The organism is Streptomyces sp. NPDC047079, from assembly GCF_040643755.1.
GTDB lineage: Bacteria > Actinomycetota > Actinomycetes > Streptomycetales > Streptomycetaceae > Streptomyces.
Map to the genome: position 1 here is coordinate 29,521 of NZ_JBEYUZ010000034.1, position 14,322 is coordinate 43,842.

The 14,322-nt window shown below is 70.1% G+C and carries 12 protein-coding genes and 1 rRNA gene; 8 read left to right on the forward strand and 5 right to left on the reverse strand.

What is annotated here, in order from left to right; translation table 11 throughout:
• Nucleotides 1–114 precede the first annotated feature (114 nt).
• Both ABZ823_RS27980 and ABZ823_RS27985 read left to right on the forward strand, forming a co-directional pair.
• Nucleotides 115–273, forward strand: coding sequence for a hypothetical protein (locus ABZ823_RS27980; RefSeq protein WP_361665633.1), 159 nt, complete (start codon nt 115–117; stop codon nt 271–273).
• A gap of 150 nt (nt 274–423) precedes the next feature.
• Nucleotides 424–1,983, forward strand: coding sequence for an FAD-binding oxidoreductase (locus ABZ823_RS27985; RefSeq protein WP_361665634.1), 1,560 nt, complete (start codon nt 424–426; stop codon nt 1,981–1,983).
• 161 nt (nt 1,984–2,144) lie between these two features.
• Here the strand turns inward: ABZ823_RS27985 and ABZ823_RS27990 are convergent, their stop codons facing one another.
• The 3 genes from ABZ823_RS27990 to ABZ823_RS28000 form a co-directional block, all read right to left on the reverse strand.
• Nucleotides 2,145–2,843: a phosphatase PAP2 family protein gene (locus ABZ823_RS27990; protein ID WP_361665635.1), complete on the reverse strand. Its 699-nt coding sequence runs from the start codon at nt 2,841–2,843 to the stop codon at nt 2,145–2,147.
• A 283-nt stretch (nt 2,844–3,126) separates the two neighbouring features.
• Nucleotides 3,127–4,128: a bifunctional lytic transglycosylase/C40 family peptidase gene (locus tag ABZ823_RS27995; RefSeq protein ID WP_361665636.1), complete on the reverse strand. Its 1,002-nt coding sequence runs from the start codon at nt 4,126–4,128 to the stop codon at nt 3,127–3,129.
• A 192-nt stretch (nt 4,129–4,320) separates the two neighbouring features.
• The gene (locus tag ABZ823_RS28000; protein ID WP_361665637.1) at nt 4,321–5,076 is read right to left on the reverse strand and encodes a serine protease; all 756 of its coding nucleotides are present in this window, start codon (nt 5,074–5,076) and stop codon (nt 4,321–4,323) included.
• A gap of 817 nt (nt 5,077–5,893) precedes the next feature.
• Here ABZ823_RS28000 and ABZ823_RS28005 point away from each other — a divergent pair.
• The 6 genes from ABZ823_RS28005 to ABZ823_RS28030 all read left to right on the forward strand — a co-directional run bounded on the left by ABZ823_RS28005 (nt 5,894) and on the right by ABZ823_RS28030 (nt 13,216).
• Nucleotides 5,894–6,202, forward strand: a complete 309-nt coding sequence (locus ABZ823_RS28005) for a hypothetical protein (protein ID WP_071364221.1) — start codon at nt 5,894–5,896, stop codon at nt 6,200–6,202.
• A gap of 229 nt (nt 6,203–6,431) precedes the next feature.
• Nucleotides 6,432–7,262, forward strand: coding sequence for a hypothetical protein (locus ABZ823_RS28010; RefSeq protein ID WP_361665638.1), 831 nt, complete (start codon nt 6,432–6,434; stop codon nt 7,260–7,262).
• Entirely contained in the window at nt 7,252–8,562 is a 1,311-nt protein-coding gene (locus ABZ823_RS28015) for a hypothetical protein (RefSeq protein WP_361665639.1), read from the forward strand. Before ABZ823_RS28010 ends, ABZ823_RS28015 begins: the two co-directional genes overlap by 11 nt.
• Nucleotides 8,559–10,118 carry an SCO6880 family protein gene (locus ABZ823_RS28020; RefSeq protein ID WP_361665640.1) on the forward strand — a complete coding sequence of 520 codons (1,560 nt, stop codon included), beginning with the start codon at nt 8,559–8,561 and terminating at the stop codon, nt 10,116–10,118. The genes ABZ823_RS28015 and ABZ823_RS28020 overlap by 4 nt, the downstream gene beginning before the upstream one ends.
• Before the next feature lie 7 nt (nt 10,119–10,125).
• Nucleotides 10,126–11,553, forward strand: a complete 1,428-nt coding sequence (locus tag ABZ823_RS28025) for an ATP-binding protein (protein ID WP_361665641.1) — start codon at nt 10,126–10,128, stop codon at nt 11,551–11,553.
• Nucleotides 11,554–11,566: 13 nt separating this feature from the next.
• Nucleotides 11,567–13,216 (forward strand): type VI secretion protein, encoded by a 1,650-nt coding sequence (locus ABZ823_RS28030; protein ID WP_361665642.1) that lies wholly within the window; start codon nt 11,567–11,569, stop codon nt 13,214–13,216.
• Nucleotides 13,217–13,220: 4 nt separating this feature from the next.
• Here the strand turns inward: ABZ823_RS28030 and ABZ823_RS28035 are convergent, their stop codons facing one another.
• Together ABZ823_RS28035 and rrf are read right to left on the reverse strand one after the other, a co-directional pair.
• Nucleotides 13,221–13,766, reverse strand: coding sequence for a GNAT family N-acetyltransferase (locus ABZ823_RS28035; protein ID WP_361665643.1), 546 nt, complete (start codon nt 13,764–13,766; stop codon nt 13,221–13,223).
• Nucleotides 13,767–14,240: 474 nt separating this feature from the next.
• A 5S ribosomal RNA gene (gene rrf / locus ABZ823_RS28040) occupies nt 14,241–14,322 on the reverse strand; the annotation flags it as partial.

Sequence of the window (14,322 nt, forward strand, 5' to 3'; positions counted from 1 at the left end):
TCCGGTTAACGACGAGTAGGGAGACCCGTCACGCGCCTCGGCCGGTCACGCGCCTTGGCGTGCACCGCACTTGCGTCGGCCGGCAACACACTTGCCTTGGGTAACCTTGCCGGAGTGGAAGAGCAGGACATACCCACCGGTCCGGAAGAACACCGCGCGACGACGGTCGAACAGGGCCGGTTCTGCGTGGCCCTGTGCACCTGCGGCTGGCGGGGGCCGGCCCGCAGAGCGCGCAGTCTGGCGAGGTCGGACGCCGAGGGGCACGCCGGCTGAGGCAGCCGACCAGACCATTCCGGACACATCATCCACCATCGACCAGACCGGGTGTAACTGCCCCGCGCTGTAGCGATTCTGTGGCCTTCCCCGGCGCAACCCGCCGCGATGCCCGCCCGTCTCGTTCCACGGAACCCAAGGGAGGCCCACATGCAACGGCGTACGTTCATCGGCGGAACCACCGCCGTACTCGCGACGGCGGTCACCGCCGCGTGCACGGGCGGCACGAGCGGCTCAGCGGCGGCCGTGGACACGGCGAGCGCCGCGGGCACGTCGATGCGTGCGGCCGGCGCCGGCGCCCGCGCCGCCGACTGGACGGCCCTGGCCAAGGACCTCTCGGGCACCCTGGTCCGCCCCGGCGACCGCTCCTGGCCCACGGCCCACCAGCTCTACAACACCCGCTTCGACTCCCTCAAGCCCGCGGCGGTCGCGTACGTGGCGCACACCGACGACATCCGCACCGTCATGGCGTACGCCCGGGCCCACCGCGTCAAGGTCTCGATACGCAACGGCGGGCACTCCTACGCCGGTTGGTCCTCCGGCGACGGCCGGCTGATCGTTGACGTGTCGAAGCTCAACAACATCCGGGCGAGCGGCAACGAGGCGGTCGTCGGCGCGGGCTCCAAGCTGATCGACGTCTACCGCGCGCTCGCCGCGAAGGGCGTGACCATACCCGCCGGCTCCTGCCCCACCGTCGGTGTCTCCGGGCTCACCCTGGGCGGCGGCCATGGCGTGGTCTCCCGGGCGTACGGACTGACCTGCGACAGCCTCACCCAGGCGACGCTGATCACGGCGGACGGCAAGCAGCTGGTCGCGAACGCCACCGAGAACAAGGACCTCTTCTGGGCATTGCGCGGCGCGGGCAACGGCAACTTCGGCGTCGTCACCGAACTGCGGTTCAGGACGCATCCGGCACCCCAGGCGGTGTCGGCCTATCTGTCCTGGCCCTGGTCCAAAGCCGCCGCCGTCCTCGGCGCATGGCAGGAGTGGGGTCCCGGCCAACCCGACGAGATCTGGTCCTCCTGCCACCTGGAGAGCGCGGCAGGCGGCACGCCCACCGTCTCCGTCTCGGTGTTCTCGCTGGGCACCTACGGCGAACTGCAGAACGCGGTCGACCGCCTGGCCGCGAAGGTCGGCGCCCCGGCGCGCACCGTCTCGCTCCGGCGGCGGTCGTACGAGGCCGCGATGGAGGTGTACGCGGGCTGCTCGTCCTTCTCCTCCGACGCCCAGTGCCATCTGCCGGGTTCGACACCGGGCCGCTCCGCGCAGGGCGCCCTCGGCCGTGAGACGTACGCGGCGCGCTCGGACTTCTTCGACCGCTCGATCCCGGCGGCCGGCATCCAGACGATCCTGCGGCAGATGACGCAGGTCCGGGGCGGCGCGGGAAGCGTCGCCTTCACCGCCCTCGGCGGCGCGGTCAACCGGGTCTCCCCGACGGCCACGGCGTTCGTCCACCGCCGCTCCCGCATGCTGGCGCAGTACATCGCGAGCTGGCGCGCGGGCACCTCCGGCACGACTGCCCAGTCCTGGCTGGCGTCCGCGCACGCGTCCATGCGCGGTCACGCGTCCGGGGCCGCGTACCAGAACTACACGGACCCGGCCCTGACGAACTGGCGGAAGGCGTACTACGGGGACGCGGCCGCCCGTCTCACACAGCTCAAGCACCAGTACGACCCCAACGGGTTCTTCACGTTCCCGCAGGCGCTGTAGCGAACGCCCCGCGCGGGGCGGCCACACCGAGCACGGCCCCGCGCCCTGGGGCGCGCCCGTCGCGCCGCAGTAGCCACTCCGCAGCGCGCCCCGCGCCCTGGGGCGCGCCCGTCCCGCCGCAGTAGCCACTCCGCAGCCGCCGAACCGCACGGCCGCGGCCGTTACGCCGCCAGGTCGCTTTCCTCCGCCGTCTGCTCCGTGCGCGTCCCGGGAACCACGGCCTGCGCCGCGCGCTCCCCTCGCGCCCGCACCAGTCGTCCGGCGCGGGGCGAACGCTCCACCGCCTTCATGAGCGGGGTGAGCAGCGCCATGGCGAGCGGGGAGAGCAGCAGCGCGACAGCCGTGCCGAGAGCCAGGCCCCCGACGATGTCCGTCGGATAGTGCACCCCCATGTAGACCCGGCAGAAGCCTTCGAGCAGCGCGAGTCCCAGGCCGATGAGCCCGAACTTCCGGTTCGCGACGAACAGGGCGACGGCCGCCGCCATCGTGAGCGTTGCGTGGTCGCTGACGAAGGAGTAGTCCGTCTTGCCGGTGACGAGGACGTCGAGCCCCTGGTGGTCGACGAACGGCCGGGGGCGCTCCACGAAACCCCGGATCGGCACGTTCACCAGCACCGCGAGGCCGGCGGCGAGCGGGGCCCAGACCAGCGCGGCGACGGAGGACGCCGCATCGGCACCACCCCGTCTGCGCACGGTCCACCAGCACCACAGGACGAGCAGGGCCATGGCGAGCAGCAGCCCGTACTCGCCGACGAACGCCATGACGCGGTCGAACCAGTGCGGCGCGTCCTTGGCCAGGCCATTGATGTCATACAGCAGATCGACGTCGGGGTTCGACCCGGATTCGGCGAGTGCAGCCATCGTACGCGGCCCCTTCGTCCTCTGTCCCGTTGCGCGGACACGCCGGTGCGCGCGCCGCTCCACCACCCCCGTGGTCGTAGATCCGCTCCACGTCAAGCCGGCTGCCGTACGTCAACGCTCTACGTCAGAAGGAACGCACAACCCTCTTCTCCACGTTCCACATTCCACACAATGATCACGCAGACGTTATCGAAGAGAGACTCGTCTTCGCAGCTCAGGGAGGTGGCGGTGACGGAGAGTTTCGGCCGACCGGCACCCGTGCACCTGTCCTTCCCACCCCGGTTCACACCGTCGTGGGCAGCGCTTTCGCGCCATCTTCGGTGACACGCGTCGCCCCGAAGTAGTCAGGGGTGTCGATCGGGTCGAAACGGATCACCGCACCGGTCCTGGGAGCGTCGATCATGTAGCCGCCGCCGACGTAGATGCCGACGTGCCGGATGGCACGGGAGTCGGTCAGGTCGTCGGAGAAGAACACCAGATCTCCCGGGAGCAGTTCGTCCCGTTTCGGGTGAGGCCCGGCGTTGTACTGGTCGTTGGCGACACGCGGCAGCGCGACGCCCACGCTCTCGTACGCGGCCTTGGTCAGTCCGGAGCAGTCGAAGCGCCCGCCCTGGTCGGCGGTGCCGTCGCCGCCCCACAGATACGGGGTGCCGAGCTTCTTCTGCGCGAAGTAGATCGCGCCGGCCGCCTGCTTGGACGGGTCGACCCGCCGGACGGGCGCGGCGAAGCTCTTCGCCAGGGTCGTGATGGTCCTCACATAGTTCTGGGTCTCCCTGTACGGCGGCACGCCCCCGTACTTGATGACCGCGTACGCCCCCGCGTTGTAGGCGGCGAGCATGTTCTCCGTCGGGTCCCCGGGGGCGTCCTTCACATACGAGGCGAGCTTGCAGTCGTACGAGGCCGCCGAGGGGATCGCGTCGCGCGGGTCCCAGACGTCGGCCACCCCGTCGCTGTTGCCGTCGATGCCGTGGATGGCCCAGGTGCCGGGGATGAACTGCGCGATGCCCTCGGCCTTCGCGGGGCTCTTGGCGCGCGGGTTGAAGCCGCTCTCCTGGTACAGCTGGGCGGCGAGCAGCGCGGGGTTGATCGCGCCGCACAAGTTGCCCCACTTCTGTACGAGCGACGCATAGGCGGCGGGCACGGCGTTCTTGGCGAGCCCGACGGTCCCCCTCCCGAGGCCGTTCGCCAGGTTCCCGGCCACCACGTAGACCCCGAGGACGAGCACCATCACCAGGCTCAGCGCGGCACCGACGGCAACGGTTGCCCAGATCCACGCCTTACGCACCGTCAACCGCCCCTCGCCCAACGGGAGTCCGCCGAGCGTCAGTGTAGGGGCGCGGGGGCGCGGGGGAACCGGGAAGGAGCTGGTCCGGCCACCGTCGGCGAACAAGATCGGCCAACCGCCGGGGCGACCGGTGACGGGATGCCGTTCAACGGGCCCCTGCGGCCGTCCGGCGGGCGCGCCGGACGGCCGGGGTCACTCGCCCGCGGCGGTCCGGTACAGGTCCGCGGCCTCGTCCTTCAGGAGGACGCTGTAGGAGACGTCGGCGGTGGAGCCGCCCTGTTCGTGGCCACCGAGCACGCCGACGACCTCGCCGTCGGCGTCGACCCAGGGACTGCCGCTCGTGCCACTGCTGAATTCCGGGCACTCGATCCGCTGTTGCGTGGCGCTGTGGACGGTCGGCTTGTTGACGCACAGGATGGGCGTTTCACGGGAGTTGGGGTATCCCATGACGGTGACGGCGGTGGCTCCGGCCGCCCGCCCGGTGACGAACCGGTTGCCGCCGACGACGTCCTCGACGTCGACACCGCCGGCGGTCTCCACCGCGGCGAAGGCGATGTCGCTGTCCTCGTCCTGGTCATCGCTCCAGCCGTCGCCCACGTATGTCCTGGTGACCTTCCAGATCCCGTACGGGGCCCTGCCGTCCCGGTAGCCGGGCGCGAACCAGACGGTGCCGCCTCCCAGGCAGTGCGCGGCGGTCACGATCAGGTTGCGGGCCTTGCTGCGCACCACGGAGGCGGTGCAGAAGTGCCCGCCCTCCAGGGCGCCGCCGGGGCCGAAGAGCGCACCGACCCGGGAACCGGGCGTGCTGATCCCGGCCTCGGTGGTCACGCCCAGCGGTCCGGGACCGCCGTCGGCGGCCGACACGGAGGAGGTCGTGACGGCGAGCAGCACGAGAGCACCGACGAACGCGTGTCGGCGGTTACCAGAGGGGCGCGTGATGCGGTTCATCACCTTCCACTGTGGCCCACGAAGGTGAGAAAGGCCCCGCGGGCACCGTGAAATTAGCCTATGAGGTCCATTGCCGCAGGTGGCGTGCGCATCCGGCGCGGGGCGGCATCGCCCCTTCAGACGTATCACCGTCACCCACCTTCGTTCGCCCGCCTTCGTTCACTCGTCCACTTTCACTCACCAAGGGCCATGTCCTGCCCACGCCCACCGCGCCGGGAACGAACTCGGCCCAGCGCTCATCGCCCACATGAGCGATGTGCTCCAGTTCGAGACGTATCCGTCCGTCCCCATCGGCGGCCGGACGCGCATGGGCCGGCCGGTCCCAGGAGCCCCCTGCACGCCCCGTGAGGCGAGTACCAGGACGCACCCTCACCCGGCCTTCGACCGGTAGGGCGGCAAGCCGTCTCCGCCCCCTCAACAGACCGGCTCCGCACGGCAGGTGGGCGAGGAAGATAACCTTCCGCTCGTACGGGTGACCCCCGTACCGAAGGTTCCGGCCGAACGGGTCACCCCGGGAGCCGGCCCGAGTCGTCGCGGCAAAAAGGGGGTTAACGACAGAACCGCACGACAGGTTCCGCTTGCACCTCATTGCCCGTGGTGACCTGCCGTGATACACACAGTGACCGTGCACCCCTTGCGATACCGCCCCACGCCTCCATGAGGGGCCTGTCGGGGCCGGATGCAAGGGACACGTACGGAACCCGCCAATCAATGACGCCAAGTCGACATACGACGGCGTCATTGTCAGCGAGAATGACCGTGACCTCTGCGCGCGTGGCAGGGGCTACGGAACTACCCACCAGGGGCGGTGACTTACATGCATCTCGCGGCCGCAAAAGGCGACATCAACACGATCATCGGCGGTATCGCCCCAAACTGGGGCCCGTTCGGCAGCCTGGGCAACGAGGCTCGCGTGATGGTCGAGGTGGTGATGGCCGTTGCCATCCTGCTCTGCCTGGCGATCGCGATCTGGGGCGCGGCCAAGCAGCGCATCGGCGCGACGGCCCTGCGCGACACGTTCAGTGCCGAACAGGGCAAGGGCCTGATCATCGCGGGACTGACCGGCGTCTTCATCATCGGCTCGCTCGGCACGCTGTTCACGATCGTGTACGGCATGGCCGTGTAGGGCGGCCCGGACCGCCACGACCCGCCTGGCGCCCCGTCAGTCCCGTGCGGGCGCCCCGGCTTGCTCCTTCGACCCATCCGTCCGTCGCGCCCACCGGCTGAGGTTGCGTTTCCCTGATGTCGAGTCATCACACCGCGCACGCGCGGGAGCCAGCACGGCTACCGTCGTACTTCCACGCGTTTCCGCACAGGGCGCGGAACGACCACGAGTTCGAGGGGGCGTGCGCGGCGTGAGTCTCGGTGACGGTGCCTCCGGCGGAGGCGAGGGAGAGTACGGCGGCGTCGGGCAGACGCGGACGCGGCTGCCCCACCGGGCCGGTGACGTGTACGGGGGCGCCCGGCGGGGCCGGTCCCCCTCGCGCAGCCTGGCCACGGTCGTCGGGGTGGTCGTCCTGCTGATCGCCGCGATCGCCTTCGCGAACCGCGGGGGCGGCTCCTCGTCGGGCGGCAACAGCGACGACAAGACACGCTCGGCCCCCACGGCGGCAACCGGCACACGCCCGGTCCGCTCAAAGCCGGGCACGATCCCCTCGGGCTTCACCCGAGACGAACAGGGGGCCCAGTCGGCTGCGGCGAACTATGCGGTGGCCCTGGGCTCGGCCGACATGTTCAACAAGGACAGACGTGATGAGATCCTCAGGGCGATCATCACACCCGCACGGGTGGCCTACTTCGAGGGCACGCTGGACAAGGCATATACCCCACAGTTCAGCGAGAAGGTCGGCCTGAACGCGGACGGCTCCACACCGCAGGGCTACACGTTCGTCTCGCGCACCAGCCCCATCGGCAGCAATGCCACGCGCTTCGCGCCCGACAAGGCGACCGTGGACGTCTGGTGCAGCGGCCTTCTTGGCCTCGCCGGACAGAATTCCACGAACCCGGTCACCAGCAGTTGGTTCACCATCACCATGCAGCTCGAGTGGAACAACGGCGACTGGAAGATCGTGCAGCACTCTCAAAAGGACGGTCCTGCACCCGTCCCGGGCGATGAGCGTGCCTCCAGCGCCGAGGACATGGCCAAGGCTGTCGAGGAGTACGGAGGGTTCACCTATGCCCGCTAACCGCTACGTACTCAAGCTGTCTGGCGCGCTCCTGGCCGTTCAGGGCGCAACCGTATTGCTCGCCGCACGTGCTGTCGCGGCCCCCAGCCCCACGCCTACCAAGAGCAACGACCCCTGCGACCTCATCCACGGCCCCGCCAAGGACTACTGCGAAAAAGGCAACACCTCCGGCTCCGGCAGCCCCTCCAGCACCCTCCCCGACACCCTCGACCCCCTCTCCTCCCTCGCCAAGGGCTGTGCCGAAGCCGCCGCCTGGACGGTCAACAAGCTCAGTGAGGCCGTGAAGCAGACCGCCAGCGTCGACTTCACCAACTCGGCGTTCCTGCACCAGTACGAAATCGTCTTCGCGGCCTCGGCCATCCTGACCCTCCTGCTGTGGCTCCTGGCCGTGGCCAAGAGGGCGGTACGCGGCGTCCCGTTCGCCACCGCCGTGTCCGAAGCCGTCGGCTTCCTCTGGCTCACCGTGCTGGCCTCCGCCTTCACCCCGCTGATCCTCTACACGGTCGTCTCCGCGACCGACGGCGTCAGCGACGTCCTCGCCAAGACCACGGGCGACCAGACCCAGACCTTCTTCGGCGCGTTCTCCGGCGCACTCAGCAAGGGAACCGACATCGGCGGCGGCCCCATCATGCTGATCCTCGTCTCGCTCGTCTCGATCCTCGCCGCGGGCGTGCTGTATCTGGAGCTGTTCCTGAGAGCGGTCCTGCTGTACGTCGGCGCCCTGCTCGGCGTAGTCGTCTACTCGGGCCTCGTCGACAAGAACCTCTGGGGCCACGTCCGCCGCTGGGCAGGCATCATGATCGCGGTGATCATGGTCAAGCCCGTGATCGTCATCGTGCTGGGACTCGCCGGCGCCCTCGCCACGGACAACGGCCCGGACTCCCTCGCGGCCGTGGTCTCCGGGCTCGCCATCATCCTGCTCGCCATCTTCGCGAGTGCCATGATCTACCGATTCGTCCCCGGTTTCGGCGACGAGATCGCCGCCTCCCGCAACAACCGGGTGATGCAGGGCGCCGAGCGCAAGGCCGCGGCCGTCATCAGCTCCCCCGCCACCCTCGTCGCCCAGGGCATCAAGACCCACAGCAGCCGCGCCGACACCGGCGGCGGCCCGGGCGGCGGCCAGCCGCCGCGGCCCGCCAACCCCGTGACCGGCGGTGTGGCCGCGCACAGCACGCGCACCCCGGGCGGCGGACACGTCACCTCGTCCGCGCCCCCGCCACGTACCAGCCCGGCCGACACCCCACACGCCGGCAGCACCCGCAACAGCAGCACCAACCGCACAGGAGGTGAAGGGCGTTGACGACCCAGTCCCACGTGTCGCATCCGGTCACGCCCCGCCGGACCTATCTGATCGGCCGCGCCCGGCCGAACGCGATCGTCGGCCGCAACCGCGAATCCGGCGAGATCGTGCTGATCATCGCGGGCGCGTTCCTCGGCATGATGTGCGGGCTCCTCGTCCCGGTCCTGTCCCTGCGCATCGTCCTACTGATGGGCTTCCCGCTGCTCGCACTGGCCGCCGTGTACGTCCCGTACAAGCACCGCACGTTCTACAAGTGGTTCGAGATCAACCGGAGTTACAAGCGGACCCTGCGGCAGGGGACGACGTACCGCAGCGCCGTGATGGAGGCGGGCATCGGGCTCGACGGGCGTGAGGTCGAGGTGGGGCCGCCGCCCGGCATCGGGCGGATCACCTGGCTCGCCGCCCCCTTCGGACCCGACGAGATCGCGGTACTGCTGCACGCCGACCGGCGCACCGTCACCGCCGCCATCGAGATCGAGGGCCCGGGCGTCGGCCTGCGCGACAGCGAGGACCAGGAGGCCCTCGTCGACCGCTTCGGCACGCTCCTGAAGCACGTGGCGAACGGCGACGGCTTCGTCACCCGCCTCCAGATGCTGGCCCGCACCCTGCCCGCCGACCCGGACGCGCACGCCAAGGACGTCGCCCAGCGCGGCGACGACCGCGCCCCGGCCTGGCTGCGGGAGTCCTACGACCAGCTCCAGTCCATGGTGTCGACGAGCAGCGAGCAGCACCGCGCCTATCTCGTCGCCTGTATGCACTACACCCGCGAACTCGCCGCCGAGGCCCAGGCCATGGCCCGCGCGGCGCGGCCCCAGGGCGGAAAGAAGGTGGACCGCGACGCGGGCCTCGCCGTCGTCATGGCGCGCGAGCTGACCGACATCTGCTCACGGCTCCAGGAAGCCGACATCCGCGTACGGCAGCCGCTGGGGCAGGGCCGGCTCGCCTCCCTCATCCACTCCATGTACGACCCCGACCACCCCATCGACCACATCCAGGCGATGACCAAGCGCAACGCGTGGCCCGCCGAACTGGACGCCATGGAGCCCACCTATCTCCAGGCGAAGACCCGGGAGTCGTCGACGCGCGCGCCCTGGTGCCATGCCACCGCATGGGTCAAGGAGTGGCCGATGACCCCGGTCGGCGTGAACTTCCTGGCACCCCTGCTGGTCCACACCCCGGACGTCATCCGGACCGTCGCCGTCACCATGGACCTCGAACCCACCGAGGTCGCCATCGAGCGCATGCTGACCGAGAAGACGAACGACGTGGCCGAGGCCAGCCGGGCCGCCAAGATGAACCGCACCGTCGACCCCCGTGACCTCGCCGCCCACTCCCGCCTCGACCAGCGCGGCGAAGACCTCGCCAGCGGCGCCGCGGGCGTCAACCTGGTCGGCTACATCACCGTCTCCGCCCGCTCGCCGGAGGCCCTGGCCCGCGACAAGCGGACCATCCGTGCCTCAGCCGGCAAGTCGTATCTGAAGCTGGAGTGGTGCGACCGCGAGCACCACCGGGCCTTCGTCAACACGCTCCCCTTCGCCACCGGCATTCGGAGGTAAGGCCCTGATGCGGGATCCGCTGTCCGTCCTGACCGACGCCTTCACGTCCTTCCTCTTCGGCAAGGTCGAGACGACCCGGCTGCCCGTTCGCACGTCCACGGGCCAGGCCCAGGCCGTCTACCTGCCCACCGCCGCCCCCGGCCTGGGCGACTCCGGCGTGATCATCGGTCGCGAGGTCTACTCCGGAAAGGGCTACATCTACGACCCCTTCCAGCTGTACGGCCAGCAGCTCCCGGCGCCGCACTGGCTCGTCCTCGGCGAGTCCGGCAACGGCAAGTCGGCGCTCGAGAAGACGTATGTGCTGCGCCAGCTGCGCTTCCGCGACCGGCAGGTCGTGGTCCTGGACGCGCAGGGCGAGGACGGGGTCGGCGAGTGGAACCTCATCGCCCAGGAACTGGGCATCACCCCCATCCGCCTCGACCCGATGGCCGCCCTGGACCACGGCATCCGCCTCAACCCGCTCGACCCGGCGATCACGACGACCGGCCAGCTGGCACTGCTGCGCACGATCATCGAGGTCGCGTTGGGACACGGCCTGGACGAGCGGTCCGGCTTCGCGCTGAAGGTCGCACACGCCTACGTCAACGAGACGATCGTCGAGCGCCAGCCGGTCCTCACCGACATCGTCGAGCAGCTGCGGCACCCCGAACCGGACTCGGCGGAGGCGATGAACGTCGCCCTGGACGACGTACGGGCCTGGGGCCTGGACGTGGCACTGGTCCTTGACCGCCTGGTCGACGGTGACCTGCGGGGCATGTTCGACGGGCCGACGACGGTCGGCATCGACCTGGACGCCCCGCTGATCGTGTTCGACCTGTCCCACATCGACCGCAACTCGATCGCCATGCCGATCCTGATGGCGATCGTCGGTGTGTGGCTGGAGCACACCTGGATCCGCCCCGACCGGAAGAAGCGCATCTTCCTGGTCGAGGAGGCCTGGCACATCATCAACAGCCCGTTCGTCGCCCAGCTGTTCCAGCGGCTGCTGAAGTTCGGCCGACGGCTCGGTCTGTCCTTCGTGGCGGTGGTGCACCACCTCAGCGACGTGGTGGACGGAGCGGCGGCGAAGGAGGCGGCCGCGATCCTGAAGATGGCGTCGACCAGGACGATTTATGCCCAGAAGGCGGACGAGGCACGGGCGACCGGCCGGGTGCTCGGTCTGCCGAGGTGGGCCGTGGAGATCATCCCGACCCTGACGCCCGGCATCGCGGTCTGGGATGTCAACGGCAATGTGCAGGTGGTCAAACACCTGGTCACGGAGTCGGAGCGACCGCTCGTCTTCACCGACCGCGCGATGACGGAGTCGGCGAGCGACCGTCTGGCGGCCGACGACGCGCTGCGCGCCGCGGAGCTGGAGGCGGAGGAGCGAGCGGCGGCGTTCGTGGAACAGCGGATGGGCGACCTCGACGGCTCGTCCGAGTCCACAGTGGCTTGAGACTGGGGCCCCTATGAGACCAGGCAAGGAACAGCGGGAGCAGCGCAACGGCCAGGGAGGCGTCCCCGACGGCCTGCTGGTGGGCGTACTGGCCTTCCTGCTGGGTGTGACGCTGATGGTGTGGACGGCCACGGGCCTCGCGGGCTGGTTCTCGCGGGGTGCCTGGCCGCACGGCGTCCGGTTCAGCCGTACGCCGGTGGCCATGCGCCATCTGATCGCCCAGCCCCACGACATCTCGGGCGCATGGCCGGACGCACCGGCCGGTCAACTGCCCGGGTACGGGCTGTTCTGGGGCCTGTTCATAAGCGAACTGATGGTGCTGTTCGTTCTGACCGTGTTCGCGATCGGCACGGTGGCACGGTGGAAGGAGGTACGAGCGCGGAAGAAGGCGCGGGCCGCGACGGGCGGCCCGCCGTCCCCGGCCACCGACACGGACACACGCGCCCCGGCCGTCGACTCACCCGCACCGGCCAGCGGCCTGCCCGCCCCGGCGCTCGGCGCACCTGCCCCGGCCACCACTGCGAGGAGTACGGACGCCGGTGTGCCGTACTCCACCCTGGTTCCGGCCTCCAGCCCCGTTGGGCAGCACCACGCCGTGGAGCACCTCGCGGCAGATCCCCCGACGCCGCGGGCGATTCCCCTCAGGACCGCGGCGGAGCGAAGACCCCCCACCCCGCTGATCGGTGCCGCCCCCGAGCAGCCCGGCTCCCCCGTCACCGCGTTCACCGCCCCGGGGACATCCCCGTCCGTGGTCCTCGGGACCCCCGACATCCGTCATCCCGTAGCCGCCCAGGCCGTGCGCGACGCCGCGGGTCCCGCTCTGGTCGTCACCTCCAGCCCTGCCCTGTGGTCCGAGACCAAGGACGCCCGCGCCAAGCTCGGGCCCGTCCTCCTCTACGACCCCTCCCACCTGTGCGACACCCCGGCGCGGCTGCACTGGTCCCCGTCCTCCGGCTGTGAGGACAAGACGACCGCCGCGGCCCGCGCCACCGCGCTGCTCGCCCCCGTGCGCCCCACGGCCCGAATCGACCAGGCGGTCGCCGATGTGGCGGAGACGCTCCTGCGGAGCTATCTGCACGCCGCCGCCATAGACGGCCGCACCATCCGGCACATCCACCGCTGGGCTCAGGGCAGCCAGGTCCAGGAGGCGGTACGGGCGCTGCGCACGCACCAGAAGGCGTCTTCGGGCGCGGCCGGGGAGCTGGAGGCGGCCCTCACCTCCTACCCCGAACGCCGCGACATGGCCCAGGAGTTGACCGCACGCGCCCTGTCCTCCCTCTTCACGGTCAATATCCGAGAGGCATGCACATCCAATCGAAATGACAGCCTCGCCTTGGATTCCTTCATCAACGAAGGGGGAACGCTTTATGTGGTGGGTGAATCCATCGAGGACCCCAGACAACATCCCGGCGCGATGCCGCTTCTGACGGCTCTCGCCTCCAGCGTGGTCGAGCGCGGCCGGCGCATGGCCGAACGGTCATCCTCCGGTCGCCTCGACCCACCACTCACCCTCGTGCTGGACGACGTGGCGGCCGTGGCTCCCGTGCCCCAGCTCCCGGATCTGCTCTCCTCCGGAGCGGACCGCGGTCTGCCCACCCTGGCCCTGCTCCGCTCCCGTGAACAGGCCCGGGCACGCTGGCCGCGGTACGAACTGCCGGTGTAGCGCCCTAGTGCCGCTCGATCACCATCTCCAGCTCGGACTCCCCCGTGTCGTCCGACAGAGGGACGGTGAGCCCGCTCGGCACGAACCCCACCTTGCGGTAGAAGGCCCTGGCCCGGCCGTTTTCCTCGTGCACGATCAGCCGCACCCGCTCGACCCCGCGCCCCCACGCCCACTTCAGGCCGGTCTCGAACAGCGCCTCGGTCAGCCCGCTTCCGCGGTGCTCGGGCCGAACGAACACGCCGACGACATGCCCCTGCCTCCGCTCGACCGGGAAACCGGCCCAGTCCTTGGTGCCGGCCTCTTCGATCAGCACCGTCAGGCTGCCGACCCAGCGTCCGTCCTCGCCTTCCGCGACGATCTGCTGCACTCCCAGAGCCCCCTCGGCACCCATCGCCGCCCGCCCCTGCCAGTAGCTGTCCGGCCTGCCCGAGGCCTGCTCGAAGGTTTCCAGGAACGCGAGGCGTGCGACCGGATCCTGAAGCGCGGCGAGCCGCAGCTCCTTCACCGCGGGCCACTCGTCTGGGCGTATGGACCTGATCACATAAGACATACGGCCACCGTAACCACCGCACGCGGTGGGTGCGGCCCCATTTTCCACGAGCCGCTCCCGCTACGGCGAGCGGAACTCAGCCGGTCAGGGCCCCGGTCTCCCTGGATCAGCCGTCGTCGTCCTCCCGCTCTCCTGATCACCCGGCACGGGCCGTACAGATTGCGCTTCGGCTCCGGCATCGCGGACCGGTAGTTTGCGGGCCAGCCCTCCTCGCTGTACGGGTTGGAGTTGGCCGCCACGGTCCAGTTCCAGCCCTGCGCGCTCGCTTCCGCGTCGGCGTAGGAGTTTTCGAGCCCGATGGTCGACAGGGTGCCCTGCGCGCTGTGCTCAAGAGGACCACGGACCTCGGCGCTGACCCAGGCGCGTGACACAGCCCCGCCATCCGGATGACGTGCCCCTGACTGTCTGGTGAGCAACGCGAAAAAGCCCCAACTCGCGGGTTCATCCCGGAGTTGGGGCTTTTTCTCAAATTTTGTTCGGCGGCGTCCTACTCTCCCACAGGGTCCCCCCTGCAGTACCATCGGCGCTGTAAGGCTTAGCTTCCGGGTTCGGAATG

Coding starts and splice junctions, on each gene's coding strand:
- ABZ823_RS27985 (WP_361665634.1), top strand. CDS start 424: ATGCAACGGCGTACGTTCATCGGCGGAACCACCGCCGTACTCGCGACG.
- ABZ823_RS27990 (WP_361665635.1), bottom strand. CDS start 2,843: ATGGCTGCACTCGCCGAATCCGGGTCGAACCCCGACGTCGATCTGCTG.
- ABZ823_RS28000 (WP_361665637.1), bottom strand. CDS start 5,076: ATGAACCGCATCACGCGCCCCTCTGGTAACCGCCGACACGCGTTCGTC.
- ABZ823_RS28005 (WP_071364221.1), top strand. CDS start 5,894: ATGCATCTCGCGGCCGCAAAAGGCGACATCAACACGATCATCGGCGGT.
- ABZ823_RS28015 (WP_361665639.1), top strand. CDS start 7,252: ATGCCCGCTAACCGCTACGTACTCAAGCTGTCTGGCGCGCTCCTGGCC.
- ABZ823_RS28025 (WP_361665641.1), top strand. CDS start 10,126: ATGCGGGATCCGCTGTCCGTCCTGACCGACGCCTTCACGTCCTTCCTC.
- ABZ823_RS28030 (WP_361665642.1), top strand. CDS start 11,567: ATGAGACCAGGCAAGGAACAGCGGGAGCAGCGCAACGGCCAGGGAGGC.
- ABZ823_RS28035 (WP_361665643.1), bottom strand. CDS start 13,766: ATGTCTTATGTGATCAGGTCCATACGCCCAGACGAGTGGCCCGCGGTG.